At 37.4% G+C, this 17,853-nt stretch carries 15 protein-coding genes and 1 riboswitch; of the genes, 12 read left to right on the top strand and 3 right to left on the bottom strand.

Going from position 1 to position 17,853, the window contains the following annotated elements; genetic code table 11:
* Nucleotides 1–351: 351 nt before the first annotated feature.
* Nucleotides 352–398: riboswitch (PreQ1 riboswitch) on the bottom strand.
* A gap of 209 nt (nucleotides 399–607) precedes the next feature.
* Nucleotides 608–1,336 (bottom strand): response regulator transcription factor, encoded by a 729-nt coding sequence (locus ACQQ2I_RS10910; protein ID WP_431026824.1) that lies wholly within the window; start codon nucleotides 1,334–1,336, stop codon nucleotides 608–610.
* A 147-nt stretch (nucleotides 1,337–1,483) separates the two neighbouring features.
* On the opposite strand from ACQQ2I_RS10910, the gene ACQQ2I_RS10905 reads away from it, so the two are divergent.
* The 4 genes from ACQQ2I_RS10905 (at nucleotide 1,484) to ACQQ2I_RS10890 (ending at nucleotide 5,250) form a co-directional block, all read left to right on the top strand.
* Entirely contained in the window at nucleotides 1,484–2,959 is a 1,476-nt protein-coding gene (locus ACQQ2I_RS10905; RefSeq protein ID WP_431026823.1) for an amidase, read from the top strand.
* 184 nt (nucleotides 2,960–3,143) lie between these two features.
* Entirely contained in the window at nucleotides 3,144–3,908 is a 765-nt protein-coding gene (locus tag ACQQ2I_RS10900; RefSeq protein ID WP_431026822.1) for a helix-turn-helix domain-containing protein, read from the top strand.
* A 34-nt stretch (nucleotides 3,909–3,942) separates the two neighbouring features.
* Nucleotides 3,943–4,677, top strand: a complete 735-nt coding sequence (locus ACQQ2I_RS10895; protein WP_431026821.1) for a transglutaminase-like domain-containing protein — start codon at nucleotides 3,943–3,945, stop codon at nucleotides 4,675–4,677.
* 180 nt (nucleotides 4,678–4,857) lie between these two features.
* Entirely contained in the window at nucleotides 4,858–5,250 is a 393-nt protein-coding gene (locus ACQQ2I_RS10890; protein ID WP_431026820.1) for an MmcQ/YjbR family DNA-binding protein, read from the top strand.
* Nucleotides 5,251–5,427: 177 nt separating this feature from the next.
* Here ACQQ2I_RS10890 and ACQQ2I_RS10885 read toward each other — a convergent pair whose 3' ends face one another.
* Both ACQQ2I_RS10885 and ACQQ2I_RS10880 read right to left on the bottom strand, forming a co-directional pair.
* On the bottom strand, nucleotides 5,428–6,381 hold the full coding sequence (locus ACQQ2I_RS10885; protein WP_431026819.1) for a cation diffusion facilitator family transporter: 954 nt from the start codon (nucleotides 6,379–6,381) through the stop codon (nucleotides 5,428–5,430).
* Nucleotides 6,382–6,393: 12 nt separating this feature from the next.
* On the bottom strand, nucleotides 6,394–6,714 hold the full coding sequence (locus tag ACQQ2I_RS10880; protein ID WP_431026818.1) for an ArsR/SmtB family transcription factor: 321 nt from the start codon (nucleotides 6,712–6,714) through the stop codon (nucleotides 6,394–6,396).
* Between the two features lie 221 nt (nucleotides 6,715–6,935).
* On the opposite strand from ACQQ2I_RS10880, the gene ACQQ2I_RS10875 reads away from it, so the two are divergent.
* The 8 genes from ACQQ2I_RS10875 (at nucleotide 6,936) to ACQQ2I_RS10840 (ending at nucleotide 17,631) form a co-directional block, all read left to right on the top strand.
* Nucleotides 6,936–7,547: a DedA family protein gene (locus ACQQ2I_RS10875; protein ID WP_431026816.1), complete on the top strand. Its 612-nt coding sequence runs from the start codon at nucleotides 6,936–6,938 to the stop codon at nucleotides 7,545–7,547.
* Nucleotides 7,547–8,794 carry a M48 family metallopeptidase gene (locus tag ACQQ2I_RS10870; RefSeq protein ID WP_431026815.1) on the top strand — a complete coding sequence of 416 codons (1,248 nt, stop codon included), beginning with the start codon at nucleotides 7,547–7,549 and terminating at the stop codon, nucleotides 8,792–8,794. Before ACQQ2I_RS10875 ends, ACQQ2I_RS10870 begins: the two co-directional genes overlap by 1 nt.
* Before the next feature lie 691 nt (nucleotides 8,795–9,485).
* Nucleotides 9,486–10,526 carry a TRAP transporter substrate-binding protein DctP gene (gene dctP, locus ACQQ2I_RS10865; RefSeq protein WP_431026814.1) on the top strand — a complete coding sequence of 347 codons (1,041 nt, stop codon included), beginning with the start codon at nucleotides 9,486–9,488 and terminating at the stop codon, nucleotides 10,524–10,526.
* A gap of 151 nt (nucleotides 10,527–10,677) precedes the next feature.
* Complete coding sequence (locus ACQQ2I_RS10860) at nucleotides 10,678–11,154, top strand: TRAP transporter small permease (RefSeq protein ID WP_431026813.1); 477 nt, start codon at nucleotides 10,678–10,680, stop codon at nucleotides 11,152–11,154.
* A gap of 12 nt (nucleotides 11,155–11,166) precedes the next feature.
* Entirely contained in the window at nucleotides 11,167–12,438 is a 1,272-nt protein-coding gene (locus ACQQ2I_RS10855; RefSeq protein ID WP_431026812.1) for a TRAP transporter large permease, read from the top strand.
* Nucleotides 12,439–12,505: 67 nt separating this feature from the next.
* Nucleotides 12,506–12,931 carry an acyl-CoA thioesterase gene (locus ACQQ2I_RS10850; RefSeq protein WP_431026811.1) on the top strand — a complete coding sequence of 142 codons (426 nt, stop codon included), beginning with the start codon at nucleotides 12,506–12,508 and terminating at the stop codon, nucleotides 12,929–12,931.
* 197 nt (nucleotides 12,932–13,128) lie between these two features.
* Nucleotides 13,129–16,884, top strand: a complete 3,756-nt coding sequence (locus ACQQ2I_RS10845) for a DEAD/DEAH box helicase (RefSeq protein ID WP_431026810.1) — start codon at nucleotides 13,129–13,131, stop codon at nucleotides 16,882–16,884.
* A complete protein-coding gene (locus ACQQ2I_RS10840) occupies nucleotides 16,885–17,631 on the top strand; it encodes a nucleoside-diphosphate sugar epimerase (protein ID WP_431026809.1) in 747 nt (248 codons plus the stop codon). It begins immediately after the preceding gene.
* Nucleotides 17,632–17,853 lie beyond the last annotated feature (222 nt).

The following is a 17,853-nucleotide window of genomic DNA, read 5'->3' as shown; positions in this document are numbered from 1 at the left end:
AGATAAGTGATGCTGTCCTGACTTCTACTAAATACAACGATTGCTTTTTCCTGCTTCACCTTCAAAAACTCCTTTATAACGAAAAAACAGCATCCCAAGAAAAAATGCTATTTTCCCCTTAGTGTACGAAATAATTACGATTTACATGTAGACTATCAACTGTCTCCACTGCCTCAGACCCATAACCTGAGCTATATTTTTAATCCTGTTTCAACTTTGCAGCCAGATATAAAAACCTCCCTTGTAAAATGTTCCCGACACTTTTCAAGAGAGGCGCTACCAATTATTCTATTAAAACATATGAATAAAACATAAAAAGCCACGTCCTATATGGACATGGCAGATTGTCATGTTTCCATAGTTTTTTATAGAGGGTATTAGCTATGAACCTCTCCCGTTCTATTCCGGGCATTCTTTCTTAAGACTATAATATATGGAGTGGTAGAAAATTTCAAATATAATTTTATTTTTACACTATCCGAATAATACTTCTCTGAAATATAAGTAGTCATTGCCGTAAACGTGAAACATGATTCTGACCATTCTAACTGTCAATAAAAGAACCTGCAATTCTAACATAGATCAAAGATTTTATTTATAGATGCTTTCACTTTTTACAGTGCAAATAAGAAATAGCAAGTTCAGTACGGCTTGTGACTTGAAACTTACGATATAAGTTTTGAAGATGTTTTTTTACCGTATTTTCACTGACGAATAATTGTTTGGCAATATCGATATTTTTATAGCCCCTACAAATATACTCTAAAATTTCTTCCTCTCGTTCGGTAACATAAATTGTACTTCTAGGCTTAGTATATTGGTGTAGCAAATAATGATTTTCGATCGTATGTTTTAAATAGAGTAATGTTAACATGTCCTTTTGATTAAAACGTGGCTCATGATCTTTTCTGAGCAGACCAATTGCTGCGACGGATTCCTGCTCCTTTTTTATATACATGACCATTTCGTCATCATAGGCATTTGCCTTTAGAAAATGTTTTTTGTAGTATTCCATATGCTTTGGAGGGCAATCATGATTTTCATGCATTAATTGAATGGATTGTTGCTTTTGGATATTCGTAGGGTGTAAAGGATCATAGTATTGATAAGTAGATAAGTAATTTTGTAAAGTGTGTTGGTCCATATTGTAGAGTACGGGTGTATCATGCAAATGCTCGTTTGATACCTCCCAAAAGAGCGTATGATGGAAATGTAAGTTCTGGCTAAATAACTGTAACACAGCGTACTTAAAGCCCTCGTTGCTTTGAGATAAATTTATATTCGAGATTTGGTAAATCGTTTTCAAAATACTTTCATACTCATTTTTTGTAAACAAATAAATCACCACTTTATCTATTTTATGTATTATATATTCTCTTAAAATAAATATTATCCTTTCGGGTAATATCTTTTTTTATTTTATGTATTTAAACTGGGTGTAGGAAGTGAATGGTTTTCATACATGAAATGAAGGAGTGGTTACATGAATTTGCAAGAGTATGCTTCATATGATGGATTGGGACTAGCGGAATTAGTAAAAAACAAACAGGTGACACCAAAAGAGCTTGTACAATTAGCGATTCAAGGGGTAGAAAAAGTCAATCCAACGATTAATGCGGTAGTGAGTGTTCTTGAAGAGCAAGCAGACAATGCCGTTACAAATTTAGATGAAACACAACCTTTTGCCGGGGTACCATTTTTGATTAAAGAATTAGTATTACATGCGGAAGGGGTTCCTCACAGTATGGGGAGCCGTATTGCGGAAAATACAGTAGTACCCGTGGATAGTGAACTAATGAAGCGGTTCAAAAAAGCAGGATTGGTGTTATCAGGTACAACGACAACACCAGAGTTCGGCTATAATGCAGCAACAGAAGCAATTGTTTATGGACCAACAAGAAATCCATGGGATCCGAATTTTAGCCCAGGTGGATCTAGCGGTGGATCAGCGGCGGCAGTTGCTAGTGGCATTGTACCAATAGCTCATGCAAATGATGGCGGTGGATCTATTCGTATCCCAGCTTCTTGTAGCGGATTAGTAGGCTTAAAGCCGACACGTGGACGCATTCCAGAAGGACCGTTCAATAGTGAGTTATTAAATGGGATTGCAATCGAATTTGCTGTAACAAAATCGATTCGTGATACAGCTGCACTACTTGATCAAGTAGCGGGACCAGATATCGGCAGCTATTCAAAATTAGAAATGAACCATGCCCCTTATCGTAGCTTAATTCAAACACAAGTAAGACCGCTAAAAATTGCTTGGACAACTGAACCAAATTCGGATGTACCGGTTGATTCAGAGTGTGTAGAAGCGGTTCATAAAACAGTCCAATTATTAAAAGAATTAGGACATGAGGTTGTAGAGGCAAGACCGAAATATGAACAAGCTGCTTTTGCAAAGGCAACAGTGAACATTTGGACAGCTAATATTTATATGATGATTCAAGGGGCAGCAGCGGGTAGTGGCTTGAAGCCTTCGCCAGAATACATTGAATCAGCTATTTGGAAATGTTATGAGTATGGGCGTGAATTAAAGGCGAGTGAGTTATTAGAGGCGACAGCAGTTAATGCGGGTGTATCTCGCCAAGTCGCGACATTCTTTGAAGATTATGACGTATTATTAAGCCCAACGATTGCTACATTACCAGCAAAAATTGGTGAGCTAAATGCGAATAATCCATCCATTGATGCTGTAGAATGGACAGAGCAAATTTTCACATATGCACCATTTACGAATTTATTTAATGCAACAGGACAGCCTTCATTGTCATTACCGATCGCTATGAGTAAAACAGGCTTACCAATCGGTTTACAATTTACAGGTAAATTTGCAGATGAGTTAACTTTACTCCAATTAGGTAAGCAACTAGAGGAAGCTGTACCGTGGAAAGATCGTATACCAAATGTTCATGTGAGTAAGCCTATCAACCAAAATGTAACAACTGTTATAAGTTAGAATAAGGATCAATTTTAAGGTAGCTTCGGGAAATGGCTCATTTTCCGAGGCTGCCTTTTTTCTAAACTTTATGAGTGATAGTAGGAGGTGCACTACCATGTTAGAGAAAGGGATTTACTAATGTCGAATCGAATGTAACAATAGAGGGATTGAAGAACGGGAGTGAAATAAGAGAATGCACGATATGCTACAGAAAAAATTAATATTATTTTTCCTTCAAGATCATATTACTTTTCTTACGAATAAAATAGAAGCTGATTTTCATCAGCATCATTATATACAAGTAACGCTTGCGTTGGATGAGCCTTTTACACTTGAAGTAGAAAATCAAGCATTCCATACTGTAGGAGCGATTATTGATTCCAATAAAGCGCATAAATTACACGGGACGAATGGTTGGCAACTATATTTATTGGTGAATCCAGAGTCTATTTTTGGTGAGGACTTACGACAGAAATTAAATGACACGAATGGTGTTTATATTTTTCAGCAGATGCACCAGGAGCTGTTAACAACCATTCATCGCATAAAAGCTGTACATAATCATCAACAGTACGATTCATTTTTGCATAATTTAAAACAAGCATTGGCTATTCAAGTAGTGACATCACAGTCGATGATTGATTCACGCATTCAACAAGTGCTTGATTATATTAAAGGTACACCTCTTGAGGAAGTGGAGATAAAGAGGCTAAGTCGTTATATCTATTTATCGGAAAGTCGATTGTCACATTTATTTAAACAGGAAATGGGTATTTCTTTAACGAGTTATTTGTTGCATGAAAAGATAAAACGAGCATTTCAACTCATATTTAGTGGTGAAAGTATGACAGATGCAGCGATTGAAGCGGGGTTTAATAGTTCCTCGCATTTTACAAGGAGTGCAAAGGAAAAATTAGGTATGACTCCTAGTGCAATTAAAAAAGATAGCATCTATTTGAAAGTATGAGGCTGAATCACCCGTTATAGTAAAGCTAGAAAGGGTGATCGAATTGAATGAATTTTTAAAAAGGACACCGATGTTAGACTTTCAGCATCCGTGTATTCAGAAAGTAGTGAAACAGCAAGGTTGGCGTAATTTATCGGAGAAAGAAAAGATTGCGCAAATTTATGATTTTGTGAGGAATGACATTAAGTTTGGCTATAACAGCGGTGATGATATAACGGCATCACAGGTGCTCCAAGATGGATATGGCCAATGTAACACGAAAAGTACACTGCTTATGGCGCTGTTACGAGCAGTTGATATACCTTGTCGTATTCAAGGGTTTTACATCGATAAAAAAATGCAAAAAGGGGCATTAACAGGCTTAGTTTATTTCTTTGCACCAGAGAAGGTTGTTCATGCTTGGACAGAAGTATATGTTGAAGAACAGTGGTTAGCATTGGAAGGGGTTATTATCGATGATAGATACTTACAGCAAGTAAAGGATAGGCTGAGCTGTGTCAATAATGGCTATATTGGTTACGGTATTGCAGTAGAGCAAAAAGAGAATATTAATCTATGCTTTAACGGTCAGAGTACGTATATTCAAAGTTTCTCTATTACAGATAAGCTGGGCATTTTTACAAGTCCCGATGAGTTTTTTCAGCGATACAACAACACAAAGATTTTTGTCAAAAGAGTGCTATTTAACTTCTTACGTAAAAGAATAAATAGACGATTAGAGCGTATAAGAAATACGTCTTCGATAAATGATGGAAATAAAGGGATTTAAAGCTAAATAGTATTTGAATGTTTTGCGTGCGTTCCCTTATACTTAAAAAGGGAACGTACGTTTTTTAGTGTGGATGGAAGGAACAAAAAGTAAAATCGTATTGCTAACTATAAAGTTAATGATTGATAAGATTGCGTATAGGATGCTAAGTACGAGATGATTTCACAGGAGGGGAATGGCATGGAAAGCGAGGATATGCGATTAGTAAATCTGATTGAATATGCTAATTCAAAAAGAGGAGCAAAAGCCTATTTTAGAGAGGATTGGGGCTGTTATTATTTTGATTTACAGGGAAAACAATTTGGGCTAATAGGAAACAAAAATGATCGATACGTTCTTACTGTAAAAGGCATCCCTGAAGAGAATGAGATGTTACGTACAATGTATCGTGATGTGAGTGCCGGCTATTATGCTAATAAAAAGCACTGGAACTCCATCAATCTGGAAACGGATGAACTGTCTGATAATGAATTAAAACGAATGATCGATATATCGTACCAATTAGTTTTTGAGAAATTACCTAAAAAAGTGCAATCTTCTTTAAATGAGGAGCATCAGCAAAATGTAGATTGAAAAGCCTATTTTAAGTGAGTTTTTTAGAATTCTCCATAACAACTATGGTGTATTTAAAAAACTTTTTGCTAACTATAAAAACCAAGGAACATGAATTATTAATAGTGTTCCTTGGTTTTTATTTTATTCTTTAGTTTTAGAATAGCTTCATTTTATAACAATGGTATGAATGAAAATCTAATGAGCATGGTTATGTTCATGCTGTGTATCAAAATTACATAAGAGTGTGTTTTCATGCTTGTGTGAAGCGGGTTCCAGTTGGATAGTTACATGATGTATCGATAAATGTTGCAATTGGTGCTCTAATGTTTGAAGTATAATTTGACCTTCTTTCATAGTCAGTGTATCTTGAACGACGGCATGGCAAGATAATGCATTTTGGCCACTTGTAATAGACCAAATGTGAAGGTCATGCAGGTCAAGTACGCCCTCTGTTTCACGGAAAGTACGGATGATTTCATCGATATTTACATTCACCGGTGTACCTTCCATTAATACATGGACGGCATCTTTTGTTACACGGAATCCACTCACTAACACTAAAGCAGCAACAATGACACTTGCTAATGGATCTGCCCAACCCCAATCGAAAAATAGAATGAGAAGCGCGGCAATAATAGCGCCAACTGAGCCAAGCATATCACTAATCACGTGTAAAAAGGCAGCACGCATATTCAAATTATCCTTTGTACCGCCCCCACGCATTAATATCCAAGCAACAAAGATATTTACAAGTAACCCGATAGTAGCAATGTAAAGCATGCCTGTTGAAGCAACTTCTGGCGGATTGGCAAAACGCTCGATTGCTTCGTAAAAAATGAAAAGGGCGATAGCAATTAAGGTAATGCCATTAAAAACAGCGGCCAAAATTTCAAATCGTTTATAGCCATATGTTTTTTCGTTGTTTGCGACTTTCTCTCCGAGGGAAAAGGCAAGAATACCAATAGCAAGAGAGATGGCATCACTTAACATATGACCGGCATCGGATAATAGTGCTAAGCTATTCGTTAATAATCCGCCAATTACTTCTACAATCATATAGCCTGTAATAATGAGAAAAGCAATGAATAATGTTTTTTTATTTGCTCCGTGTGTATGGTCATGACCATGACCATCATGATTGTGTCCCATAATTAAAACCTCCTACATATGTTTGGTATGTTCAATCATTTGTTGTAAAACGGCCATTACGTGCTCATCGTCCTGTGTGTAATAAATCGTAGTTCCTTCTCGACGAAACTTCACTAATCGCATATTTTTTAAAAATCGTAGCTGGTGTGACACGGTAGATTGCTTAAGATTGAGGTGTTCTCCAATCTCATGTACGGCATATTCTTGCTTAGATAATAAATGCAAAATACGAATACGTGTAGGATCTCCTAAAGCTTTAAATGTTTGTGAAACTAAAAATAATACTTCCTCATCTAAATCGGTTACGATTGTTTCCAATTGTTCATCATTCATAAACAATACACATCCTTTTTTATATTAATATATGCTTATATGATTAGTTGTTCATATATAAATATAGTACATAGCATATTATAAAGTCAAATTTTTTTGAAAATAAAGTGGTTTTATTTATTTCTGTAAAAAAGCTTTTCATCAATAATTTAAATAACAGCCGACACTTGTACATATAGTGAAGCATGATGAAAAAAGGAAAGAAGTGAGAGAGCGAATTAATGGAAAATTGGATTGAAGGCATTATGAGTGAATGGGGATATATCGGGATTGCTTTATTGGTGGCATTAGAAAATATATTTCCACCAATCCCTTCGGAGTTCATTTTGACATTTGGTGGTTTTATGGCTATTCGAACTGCCATGACTGTACCCGGTGTCATTATTGCTTCTACTATTGGCTCGGTAGCAGGGGCGATTTGCCTTTATAGTATAGGCAAGCTAGTTCAATTATCGACTTTAAAACGATTGTTAGCAGGGAAGATAGGATGGATTCTTCGGCTTCATCCGAAAGATATTGATTCGGCCGCTGTATGGTTTCAAAAGCATGGATTTGTGACGGTGTTCCTTTGTCGTTTTATCCCGGTTATTCGTAGTTTAATTTCGATTCCAGCTGGGATTGCTAGGATGCCGTTCTTACTTTTTATTCATTATACAGCACTTGGTACATTGATTTGGAATACGGTATTAATTATGTTAGGGGCATGGGCGGGGGATAATTGGTCTATTATCGTATCGACATTTGATCAATACAAATATTATCTCTTCGTTCCGATAGGCATTTTTATTATTTATTCCATGTTTCGTTTTAATAAAAGACAAAAGGAGATTTGATGAAAGCTAAATGGGGTTTACGGGTCATTTTATTGTTTGGTGTTTATGCCGCTGCGATGTATTTTTATATTTTTTACAGTAGTAATAATAGTATCCCTGATGTATTAAAGGGAACAGCAGCAGACCCAAGTACTTATATGACAGGGCGGGAGCTATATTTAAGTGAAAACTACTCGAAAATAAGAAATTTTTTATATTTTATTAAAACACCATTTGAATGGTTAATTTATCTTTTTGTTCTGATAACAGGTCTATCCGAACTGCTCGAAAAGTGGAGTTTAAAGTCAAAATGGACAATTGTAAGAAACGCCTTATACGTATTGTTGCTATCGGTCGTAACGTTTTTATTGTTGTTGCCAATTAATTATTGTGCTTATTTTTTTGCCAAGAGCTATGGGGTGAGTACACAACCTTTTCAACAATGGCTGACACAATATGCGATGAATTTCGGCTTGGAATTTATCACATCACTCATCTTTGTCAGTATTTTATATTTCTTTATTCGTCGAGCAAAAAAGCGTTGGTGGGTGTATGTATGGGCAGTTCAAATTCCGATTACGCTATTTTACGCATTTATACAACCACAAATCATTGACCCCCTCTATAATGATTTTACTGCGATAGAGGATAAACAGCTGGAGGAAAAAATACTGGCACTCGCAGAGCAAGCAAATATTCCAGCCGATCATGTATACGAAGTTGAAATGGCGGATGAAACAACGGCGATGAATGCTTATGTTAATGGGATTGGCTCGAATGCACGGATTGTATTATGGGATACAACACTGCAGCAATTATCGGAGGAAGAAGTACTATTTGTCATGGCACATGAGATGGCGCACTATGTACATAAGGATATATACAAAAATTTACTTTATTATTTTGGCATTACATTCATCCTGTATTGGCTAATCGCTAAATGGATGCCTGGAATTATTGCGAAGTACGGAGCCATTTTAAATATTAAGCGTATGGAAAGCCTTCATTCATTACCGTTGTATTTAATCCTTTCATCGATGCTGTTTTTTGCAACGAATCCGCTAGATAACGCAGTGAGCCGTCATCACGAAATACAATCGGACAATTATGCGTTAGCATTAATAGAAGATGAATCGGCAGCCATTTCTTCATTTCAAGCTTTAGCGAGAGCGGGGCTTAGTGAGGTAAACCCTCCGCTACTTGTAAAATGGTTCCGCTATACACATCCACCGCTAGTGGATCGGATCTATAATTTAATGGAACAATAAAAAAAGAAGTAATAGGAGCTATCCAATAAGTGATAAGCTCTTTTTTTGATATCCTCTAGATTGATTTCCGTTCTGGCGCTTCGTTTTCCACGTGCACGACTCAAACTAACATCGCCGTCAAAATGGATTTTCCGCGAGTGCTGTTCCCGTAGGAATCTCCGTATCTATCCTCCAATCAATTTAATAAAGTATCACATGTTTAAAACAGTTATCCATATAAATTGCTATAAAAATACTTATTGTACAGCTTCATTAGAGGTTAAAGAGCTGTTGGTAGCGGTACCCGGCTTATGCTAGTGTTTATTTGTGATAAGGCTTAGTCAAATAAGCTTCTTATCTTCCTTGTTAGAAGTCTTGCATTTTAAAAATGTTTTAGTAGTTTAATATGATGAAGGAATAACAATTATCATGTAAAAATGAATCTTGCAAGTATGTTTGATTCGCAACTAAAACAGTTTAATTTACATAAAAACAAAGAAAAATGACAATAAAAAAATGATTCACCTTTATCCCTCGCGCTTTTTATGTGAAATTATATTATCGAAAAAATAATTATTTTTCCAAAATAAGGGTTTGATATTATCTTTTTTATAAAAGAATGATTATTTATTGTATTGAGAATGTTCGGATTATTAATTATAAAGATTAAGGATAAATCTTCAAAGAGAGAGAACGATAGGGGGAATAATTGGTGAAACGTTTATCTAAATCGTTTTTCGGGCTACTATTCACACTAGCATTAGTACTAGTTTTGGCAGCTTGTGGTAACTCGGAAAGCTCAGATGAAAAAATTAGCACCGGTAATGCAGAAGGTGGCGATGAAGAAACCTATGTGATTAAAGTAGGGCATATTGCACCGGAAGATCACGCGTTTAGTAAAGGTTTAGAGGAATTTACAGCTGCTGTTGAAGAAGCAACAGAGGGGCGTGTAGAATTTGAAGTATTTGGGAATGGAGCGCTTGGTGGAGAAGTCGAAGTAGCAGAACAAGTACAACTAGGTGCACTTGATATGACATTAGTTACTTCAGGTCCTGTAGGTAACTTTGTGTCAGATTTCTCTGTTTTAGAAATGCCATTTTTATTCCGTGATGTTGAGCATGTTTATGCAACATTAGACGGTGAAGTTGGACAAGAGTTAATGGGTAAATTAGATGCTGCTGGTTTCAAGGCCCTAGGTATTTGGGAAAATGGTATGCGTCATATTGCGAGTAATAAAGCCATTAAATCACCTGAAGACATGAAAGGGTTAAAGATCCGTACTCTAGAAAACCCAATTTACATTGATATGTACTCATCTTTAGGGGCTGACCCAACACCAATCGCCTTTCCAGAGTTGTATACATCTTTACAGCAAGGTGTAGTAGATAGTACAGACTTATCTTATGCCATTATGAATACTTCTAAATTCTATGAAGTAACAGACCACTTCAGTGAAGTAGGTATTTATTATGCATCAGCTCCGTTATTAATGAATGGTGATAAGTTCAACTCGTTACCTGCCGACATTCAACAAATTTTAGTTGAAAAAGGGCAAGAGTATGCTGTACGTCAACGTGAGATTAGCCAAGAGATGGAAGTTGATCATATTCAAGCTCTGAAAGACCACGGTGTTACAATTGTTCCTATTGATGAAATTGATTTAGAAGCATTTAAAGCATCTGTTGAGCCTGTTTATGAAAAATACGCTTCTAATTTTGGCGACTTAGTAGAACGTATTCAAGCAGTTGAATAATATTTCATTCTGCATGGGGAGAAAGTGAGGTTCCATCCTCCTTTCTTTCTATTTTTTAGCTTATTTTGTACATTCGTTCCGCAAGTAAAGCAGGGGCTGCTTTATTTGCGGGGCGAATGGACTTTTCTTATTAACGAGGTGAAATTAATTTATGTGGACAAAAAGTATGAAAGTCATTAATCGAACAACAGAATTATTTTCAGCACTATTACTTTTCATCATGGTGATATTAGTCTTCATACAAATTGTGTCACGTGTAATCATGTCTTCTTCATTCCCTTGGACAGAAGAAGTGGCAAGATTTATGATGATTTGGATTACTTTTTTAGGTGCGTCAGTCGCATTTCAATATGGAGCACATATTGGTGTAGAAGCATTAGTTGACCGATTGCCAGCAATTGTTCGGAAGTTTTTTGTAATCGTTGTAATGCTCATTTGTTTATCTTTCTTTGTTCTATTAATTGTATATGGTTACGAGTTGGCATCAGGTGCCTTTGTTAAAACGTCACCAGCTTTACAAATTCCTATGGGTTATATTTATTACATTATTCCTGTCAGTGGTGTATTAATGAGTTTAAATCTATTAGATGTAACAGGAAAAACATTGTTTAGTAAGAAGGAAAAATAAAGGAGATTACATATGGGCGTATTACTATTTATCATATTAGCTATTCTAATCGTTATCAATGTACCGATTGCGATTGCACTAGGGGTTGCTTCTGTAGCTATTTTGGCAATAGCTGGAAATATCCCGCTAGTTATTTTACCACAAAAGATGTTTGCCGCATTGAACTCATTTCCGCTAATGGCAGCACCATTCTTTATTCTTGCAGGAAAATTAATGGAGCACGGTGGTATTTCAGAGCGATTAATTGAATTTGCAAAAAGCTTAGTCGGTCAATTAAAAGGTGGATTAGCACACGTTTCAATTTTAGCATGCATCTTTTTTGCTGCCATTTCAGGGTCAGCATCTGCGACAACAGCTGCAATCGGTGCGATTATGATTCCCGCTATGGTAAAAGCAGGCTATGATCGTAACTTCTCATCAGCTATTCAAGCAGCTGCAGGAACAACGGGAATCATTATTCCACCAAGTGTACCGCTAGTATTATATGGTGTATCGGCAAGCGTATCCATTACAAGTCTTTTTGTGGCAGGGATTTTACCTGGAATCATGATTGGGGTTTCGTTAATGGTAGTTGCTTATATCATTTCATGGAAAAAAGGTTATGGTAGTGGTGTAGAAAAAACTAGTTTTAAAAATATCTTTGTGTCATTTAAACGTGCAATTTTAGCCCTATTAATGCCCATTATCATTTTAGGTGGTATTTATAGTGGTCTTTTTACACCAACTGAGGCATCTGTAGTAGCAGTTGTATATGGATTAGTAATTGGTATTTTTGTTTATAAAAAGATTAACTTTAAAGTATTACAAGAGATTTTAGTATCTTCTGTTGTAACGACTTCGGTTATTATGTTTATCATCGGTACTGCAGCATTATTTGGAATGGTACTAACACGTGAACAAATTCCACAGCAAGTGGCATCTATGTTCCTTGAATCTGAATTATCAGCATTATGGGTTTTAATTTTAGTTAACTTATTCTTACTTGTTGTTGGTACATTTATGGAGACGATTGCGGCTGTTATTATTTTAACACCAATTTTAGTGCCCGTTATGACAAGTATTGGTGTAGATCCAGTTCACTTCGGTATTATTATGGTAGCGAACCTTTCTATTGGTTTAGTGACGCCTCCGGTAGGGGTTTCATTATTCATTGCGGCTCAAGTTGGTGGTACGAAGTTTGAGCCTGTCGTAAAGGCAGTAATTCCATTCTTACTTATGATGATTGTCGATATTTTCTTGATTACATTTATTCCTGGGTTAACACTCGTTGGCACAGGGAAGTAATCTGATAGCTCTATTTTAAAATAAAGACAAGAAGTCCTTGTGCTATAATGGCAAAGAGGTGAATGAAATGTATATATCAGAAAAGCAAGTAGAAGTCCGCTATGCAGAGACGGATCAGATGGGGGTAGTCCATCATGCAAGTTACATTATTTGGTGTGAGCTTGGACGTACGCAAATCGTAAAGGATTTAGGGTTTGATTATGCCGAATTAGAGCGTTCTGGCTATGTTTCGCCGGTATTAGATATATCTCTTCAATATAAAAAAGCGATGCGTTACGGTCAGGTTGCTACAGTCCGTACTTGGATTGAATCGCATGGTAAATTGCGTACTACATACGGCTATGAAATTTTACATGAAGATGGCTCAGTGGCCGTAACAGCTACGAGTCAGCATACGCTCATTCGAAAAGACACATTTCGTCCTGTAGCGCTCCGTAAAATCGACGAGGCGTGGGATGAGAAATATAAGCAAGAAGCGCGAATAGTTGAATAGGGGAAAGGGGGTATCTGGAACGTTTTCCCGTTCTGGATACCCCCTTTTTAATAAATAGTTACTAAGAAATATTGCTCTGGCGGTAGTCGCGAAGATTCCATACGCAGATGGCTACTTTTTCACTTTCAAGGTATTTAAATTGTTGGTATAATTAAGTTTGTGACTATTTTTGAACGAATGAAGGAAAGGGTGTTCAGATGCAGACAGTAGCAACTGAGAAATTGCGTTTACATATCGTACTGACAAATACAGCACGTGAAGCGATTAAGCAGCATGTTCAAGATGAACACGCCTTTTTTAATTTACAAAAAGCGTTTGTTGTGTTCGTTGAAAAACTTGAAACGGATGGTACACAACTTTCCTTAACGCTTTATTTTGACCCGCAGATCAATAAAGGGCTTGCAAAGAAATTCCCAGAGCGCGTTTGTATTATGGATTGCTTATTTGATATGAAAAGCGGATTAGTAGCGAAAAGCTTCCGGACACGTGGTATTGGTACACCGGTTGCGACGAATCGACGTGAACGGATGTTAGTTCATTTTGTACCAACACGTATTAATGGGCATACATATCCGGATAAGTTTATTACATCGCTTGCTAGTCTGCCGTTTTCCAAAGAGCGATATGATTATATCAATAAGCGCATTACGAGCTGGGAAGGGTATTTAAAAGTTTTAAATAAAAACGCAGAAATTGAAGACATTGAAGCGAACTTTTCAAGCCCCCGTTTTAATGCCGAGTTTTCACATGTTGTCATGCAGTTATCGGGAATCGATGCCAAGCAGTGGAAGCAATTGAAGGGTTTGAGTTCTCGCGTGCGTGGCTATCACGTGGATTTAGGAGATGTTGTGAAAGTCAATCGTGGTGATCGCACTGTAGAAATCGAGCTAAAACCTGACATGGCGCGTCGTGCACGAAAAAATGAGCTCCATTTTGAATCGAATAAAATCGAATTTAGCAATGCAGCAACAAAAGCACAATTACAACGCTTGCTGCGCGGCTTTGAGCGCTTGAAAGAAGGTCTGGCAGCTAATGCGAACTTAGAAAATATCTTATTTGAAGATAAACCAGTTATCGCAGAGCGCCGACAAGACGTCGAATTACAATTTCATAATCCATTAAATGAATTCCAACAAGCGGCTGTTGTCGGAGCCATGAGTGCGGAAGATTTATATGTTATTCAAGGCCCTCCAGGCACTGGGAAAACAACGGTTATTTCTGAAATTTGCTATCAAAATGCAAAAGCGGGCTTAAAAACGCTTGTTGCCTCTCAATCCAACTTAGCGGTGGATAATGCCTTAAGTCGTTTACTTTCAAACAAAGATATCCGTATTCTTCGTTATGGTCGAACAGAGTCCATCGAAGAAGAAGGGAAGAAATTCATCGAAGAAAATGTTTCGGCTTATTGGAAAGCGCAAACGTATGAAGCGATTACACATGAAGTAGAGCACCATACTTCAAAAGAACAGCAATTAAATGATGAAATTGCTGAAACGAAGCAAAAAATTGATACACTTACAACGCAAAAAGTAGCGCTAGAAGAACAAATTGAAAAGAAGCAACAGGCACAAGAGCAGCTTGCTGAAATAGAACAATCGATTACAACATTAAAAAAGCAGCTAAGTTCACTGAAAAAAGAGCGAGAGGAAACAGAGGCGGCACTGGAAAAGCTGCGTGCTAATATTGCCGGCTATGAAGCGGAAATTGCTAAGTTAGATGAGGATTTATCCCAATTTGATACAGAAGATGTCATTCAAAAGCGTTTAGAAGAGGCAACGAAATTGTTTGATGAAGCATCTGTAGAGCTAGAATTAGCGGAATTATTAGCAGAGCAAGCAGAGGTACGTACACAACTTGACGCTTCCGAACAAAAACTGCAGCACTTAACGGGCGGCATATCTGCTATTGAAGCACAGGCACAAGAAATTACAGCATTGAAGAAAGTATATGAAGTCGAAAGCTATATAGAGGAGCGCGGTCTTCGTCGTAGCTTCGTATTGGATCGACTTCTCATGTCTCTCGGTGAACGTCAGCAACAACTCGAAAAATATAAGGGCATTAAAGATATAGCAGTACGCCTCGATAAAGCGATCGTTTATAGTGAAACGACGCTTGGTATTCACGTAAATCACTTGCCACTCCCACCGAATCACATATATTCAATTGGAGAAGTAAATGATTTTTTATCTAAGCTAAGTAAAGCATTTGTGGAGAAAAAAATTAACACGACAAATGGGACCCGCTCTATTCAAGGGCTACATTTACGAAAAGCATACATCGATGAGCAAATGCATCATTATAGTGCCTTAATCAGTGACACAGTCATTATTTTTGAACGTTTAAAAGAAGGACTCATTGCTGCTTTACAAGAACAACAAGGAGCAAATGAAGGTGTCATTCAATCACTGCAAGATCAAATTCAGCGATTAAAAGGGAAGTTAACCGTTACCTCGATGCATATCGAGTCACTGCCAGTCCAAGAGGCGCGCCCAGCAGACACATTGCGTACGATGCGTATTGAAGCAGACAAAACAAAAAAAGAAGCAACGAATTTACTTGCCAGCATGGCAGAAATTACATCTGTCAAAGCACAAAAGCAAGAGGCTCTTCACATTGTTCAGCAAGAGCTACAAAGCGGAGAAAAATTACTAGCAGAAACAGTTGCTGCACTAAAAGACGTTAATAATACAGGACTCACGCTTGAAAAAGAAAAACAAGAACTGGAGCTACTCATTAAGCAGAACCCTGAACAAGCATTAGCGAATGTTGAACAAGGGCTTGTTGCATGCACAGCTCAAATAGCAAAACTGGAGGAGCGTATTGCACTTCTTCCTGTTACACAAAGCTTGCAAAAGCAATGGCAACAGATGCTAGCATCCGCGAATGAGCATGACTTAGATGAAATTCGTAAGCTGTACGTGAAGCATGCGAATGTGATAGGTACGACATGTGTAGCTTCAGCTAATCGTGAGTTTATGGATAACTACCCAACATTTGATGTGGTCATCATTGATGAAGTGTCGAAAGCGACGCCACCAGAGCTACTACTGCCAATGCTAAAAGGGGCGAAAATCATCTTAGTAGGAGATCACCATCAGCTACCACCGTTAATTGGCGATGAAACATTTGAAGAAACACTAGAACAAGTATTAAAAGAAAGCGATACATTTGAAGAAAAACGGGAGCTTGAAAAACTGCTAGAAGAATCGCTATTTGAGCGTCTATATAAAAACTTACCAAAAGCGAATAAAACAATGCTTGCTATTCAGTACCGTATGCATGAAAACATTATGCAAACAATCGCACCATTTTATAAAAATGAAAGTGATGAATTGCAATGCGGCTTATCTGATTCCGATGCATTACGAGATCATCAGCTTGAAACAACGCATTTCAATCGTAACCATCATTTACTTTGGTTTGATGTGCCAAATGAAAAGTCTTATTTCGAGCAGCGTATGCAGGAGGGGGCAAGTTTATTTAATGAAGCAGAACTCTCAATTATCAAAGACCTTCTTCTTGACATGAATGATGCGACAGAAAAAGCAAAAGCAGCAGGCACGCTGGAGCAAGATGTTTTAAAATCGGTTGGTGTTATTAGCTTCTATGCGGAGCAAGTGAAGCGTATCAATCGCCTAATCGAACAGGAAATTAGTGTGCCACATCTTCATATCCGTACAGGTTCAGTCGATAAGTTCCAAGGGATGGAAATGGACGTTATTTTAGTGTCAATGGTACGAAATAATGGGGGCAACGGGGAAATTGGTTTTGCTAAAGATTATCGTCGCCTCAATGTTGCACTTTCAAGGGCGCGTGAATTACTCGCACTCATTGGCAGTACGCAAATGTTTGCACAAAAGCCAAAAAAACGAGAAGTGCGTGATATGTACAGTCATGTACTTGAAACGGTCAAAATACAAGACGGTTACCGTGCATTTAAGGAGGCGCACTAAATGGAACTAACAACATTACAAAAGCAGTTAGCCTCTCAGCTCACACAACTGGATGGAGCTAAAATTGTCCATGACATGCGCTTCTGTATTCCCGTTCATACTTTTAAAGTAACATATCATCCAGTCTTAAAAAAGCCGATGGATATTTTAATGAAAATGATGCTTATATCTTTTCAAACGGGTGCTTTTCAAGACGGGGAAACAGTAGCGGAAGTGCTGCTTGTCGAGCCGCTTTTTATTAACGATTTATTGAATAAAATGATAAAGACAGGTCTTGTTGAAAAAGACACGACGTTACAATTAACTCCGAAAGGCGAAAAGCAATTAGCAGAAGGCGTTTATGAGGAAGAGCTTGATGCGGTAAGTGATGTATTGCAATATAGTCCGCTGCATGAAAGCTTTTTACCAGGGGATATTGAGGCGGTTCTAGATTTTGATGAATTCCCAGACGAATTATCGTATGCAGCCAATATGGAAGTAGGGCAACTAGATGAACAACAAATGATTGAGCTTCTAACCGATCAGCAAGAAGAGGAAGAAGAACTGAACACATATGTTACCTCTATCCTATCGAGTGAGGAAATTCAAATTAATGACGTCCCATGCCTAGCCTTTATTTTACACAATGAATCAGAGGATGCATTGTATGCCCGTGTTTATAATACGCTAACAAATGAATGGGACAAGAAACTAGAGGACGTATTACATGCCAATGAACGGGCAATGTGGAAAGAGCAGTATTTGTAAGAAGCATAAGAAGATGAAAAGAACTGTTTTCCTAAAAAGGAGGCAGTTCTTTTTTTGTTTCATGTAACAGAGTATATTCCCTAGTTTTTATGTAAAACTAGGTGGTACGATTTGAAGAAGTATGCCACAACTTTTATAGATAGAATAATTTGATTAACTTAAAAAGTGTGTTAAATTATTCCTGTTGTTTAAACTCAGACAAGGATTAAAGGTGGAGGGGTG

Source organism: Lysinibacillus sp. LZ02, assembly GCF_050613145.1.
Classification (GTDB): Bacteria; Bacillota; Bacilli; order Bacillales_A; family Planococcaceae; genus Lysinibacillus_B.
This window is presented reverse-complemented; position numbering and strand designations above follow the sequence as displayed.

Bases quoted from the DNA above. Each gene is read 5' to 3' on its own strand.
- ACQQ2I_RS10905 (WP_431026823.1), top strand. From the start codon at position 1,484: ATGAATTTGCAAGAGTATGCTTCATATGATGGATTGGGACTAGCGGAA.
- ACQQ2I_RS10900 (WP_431026822.1), top strand. From the start codon at position 3,144: ATGCTACAGAAAAAATTAATATTATTTTTCCTTCAAGATCATATTACT.
- ACQQ2I_RS10890 (WP_431026820.1), top strand. From the start codon at position 4,858: ATGGAAAGCGAGGATATGCGATTAGTAAATCTGATTGAATATGCTAAT.
- ACQQ2I_RS10885 (WP_431026819.1), bottom strand. From the start codon at position 6,381: ATGGGACACAATCATGATGGTCATGGTCATGACCATACACACGGAGCA.
- ACQQ2I_RS10880 (WP_431026818.1), bottom strand. From the start codon at position 6,714: ATGAATGATGAACAATTGGAAACAATCGTAACCGATTTAGATGAGGAA.
- ACQQ2I_RS10875 (WP_431026816.1), top strand. From the start codon at position 6,936: ATGGAAAATTGGATTGAAGGCATTATGAGTGAATGGGGATATATCGGG.
- ACQQ2I_RS10870 (WP_431026815.1), top strand. From the start codon at position 7,547: ATGAAAGCTAAATGGGGTTTACGGGTCATTTTATTGTTTGGTGTTTAT.
- ACQQ2I_RS10860 (WP_431026813.1), top strand. From the start codon at position 10,678: ATGTGGACAAAAAGTATGAAAGTCATTAATCGAACAACAGAATTATTT.
- ACQQ2I_RS10855 (WP_431026812.1), top strand. From the start codon at position 11,167: ATGGGCGTATTACTATTTATCATATTAGCTATTCTAATCGTTATCAAT.
- ACQQ2I_RS10850 (WP_431026811.1), top strand. From the start codon at position 12,506: ATGTATATATCAGAAAAGCAAGTAGAAGTCCGCTATGCAGAGACGGAT.
- ACQQ2I_RS10845 (WP_431026810.1), top strand. From the start codon at position 13,129: ATGCAGACAGTAGCAACTGAGAAATTGCGTTTACATATCGTACTGACA.
- ACQQ2I_RS10840 (WP_431026809.1), top strand. From the start codon at position 16,885: ATGGAACTAACAACATTACAAAAGCAGTTAGCCTCTCAGCTCACACAA.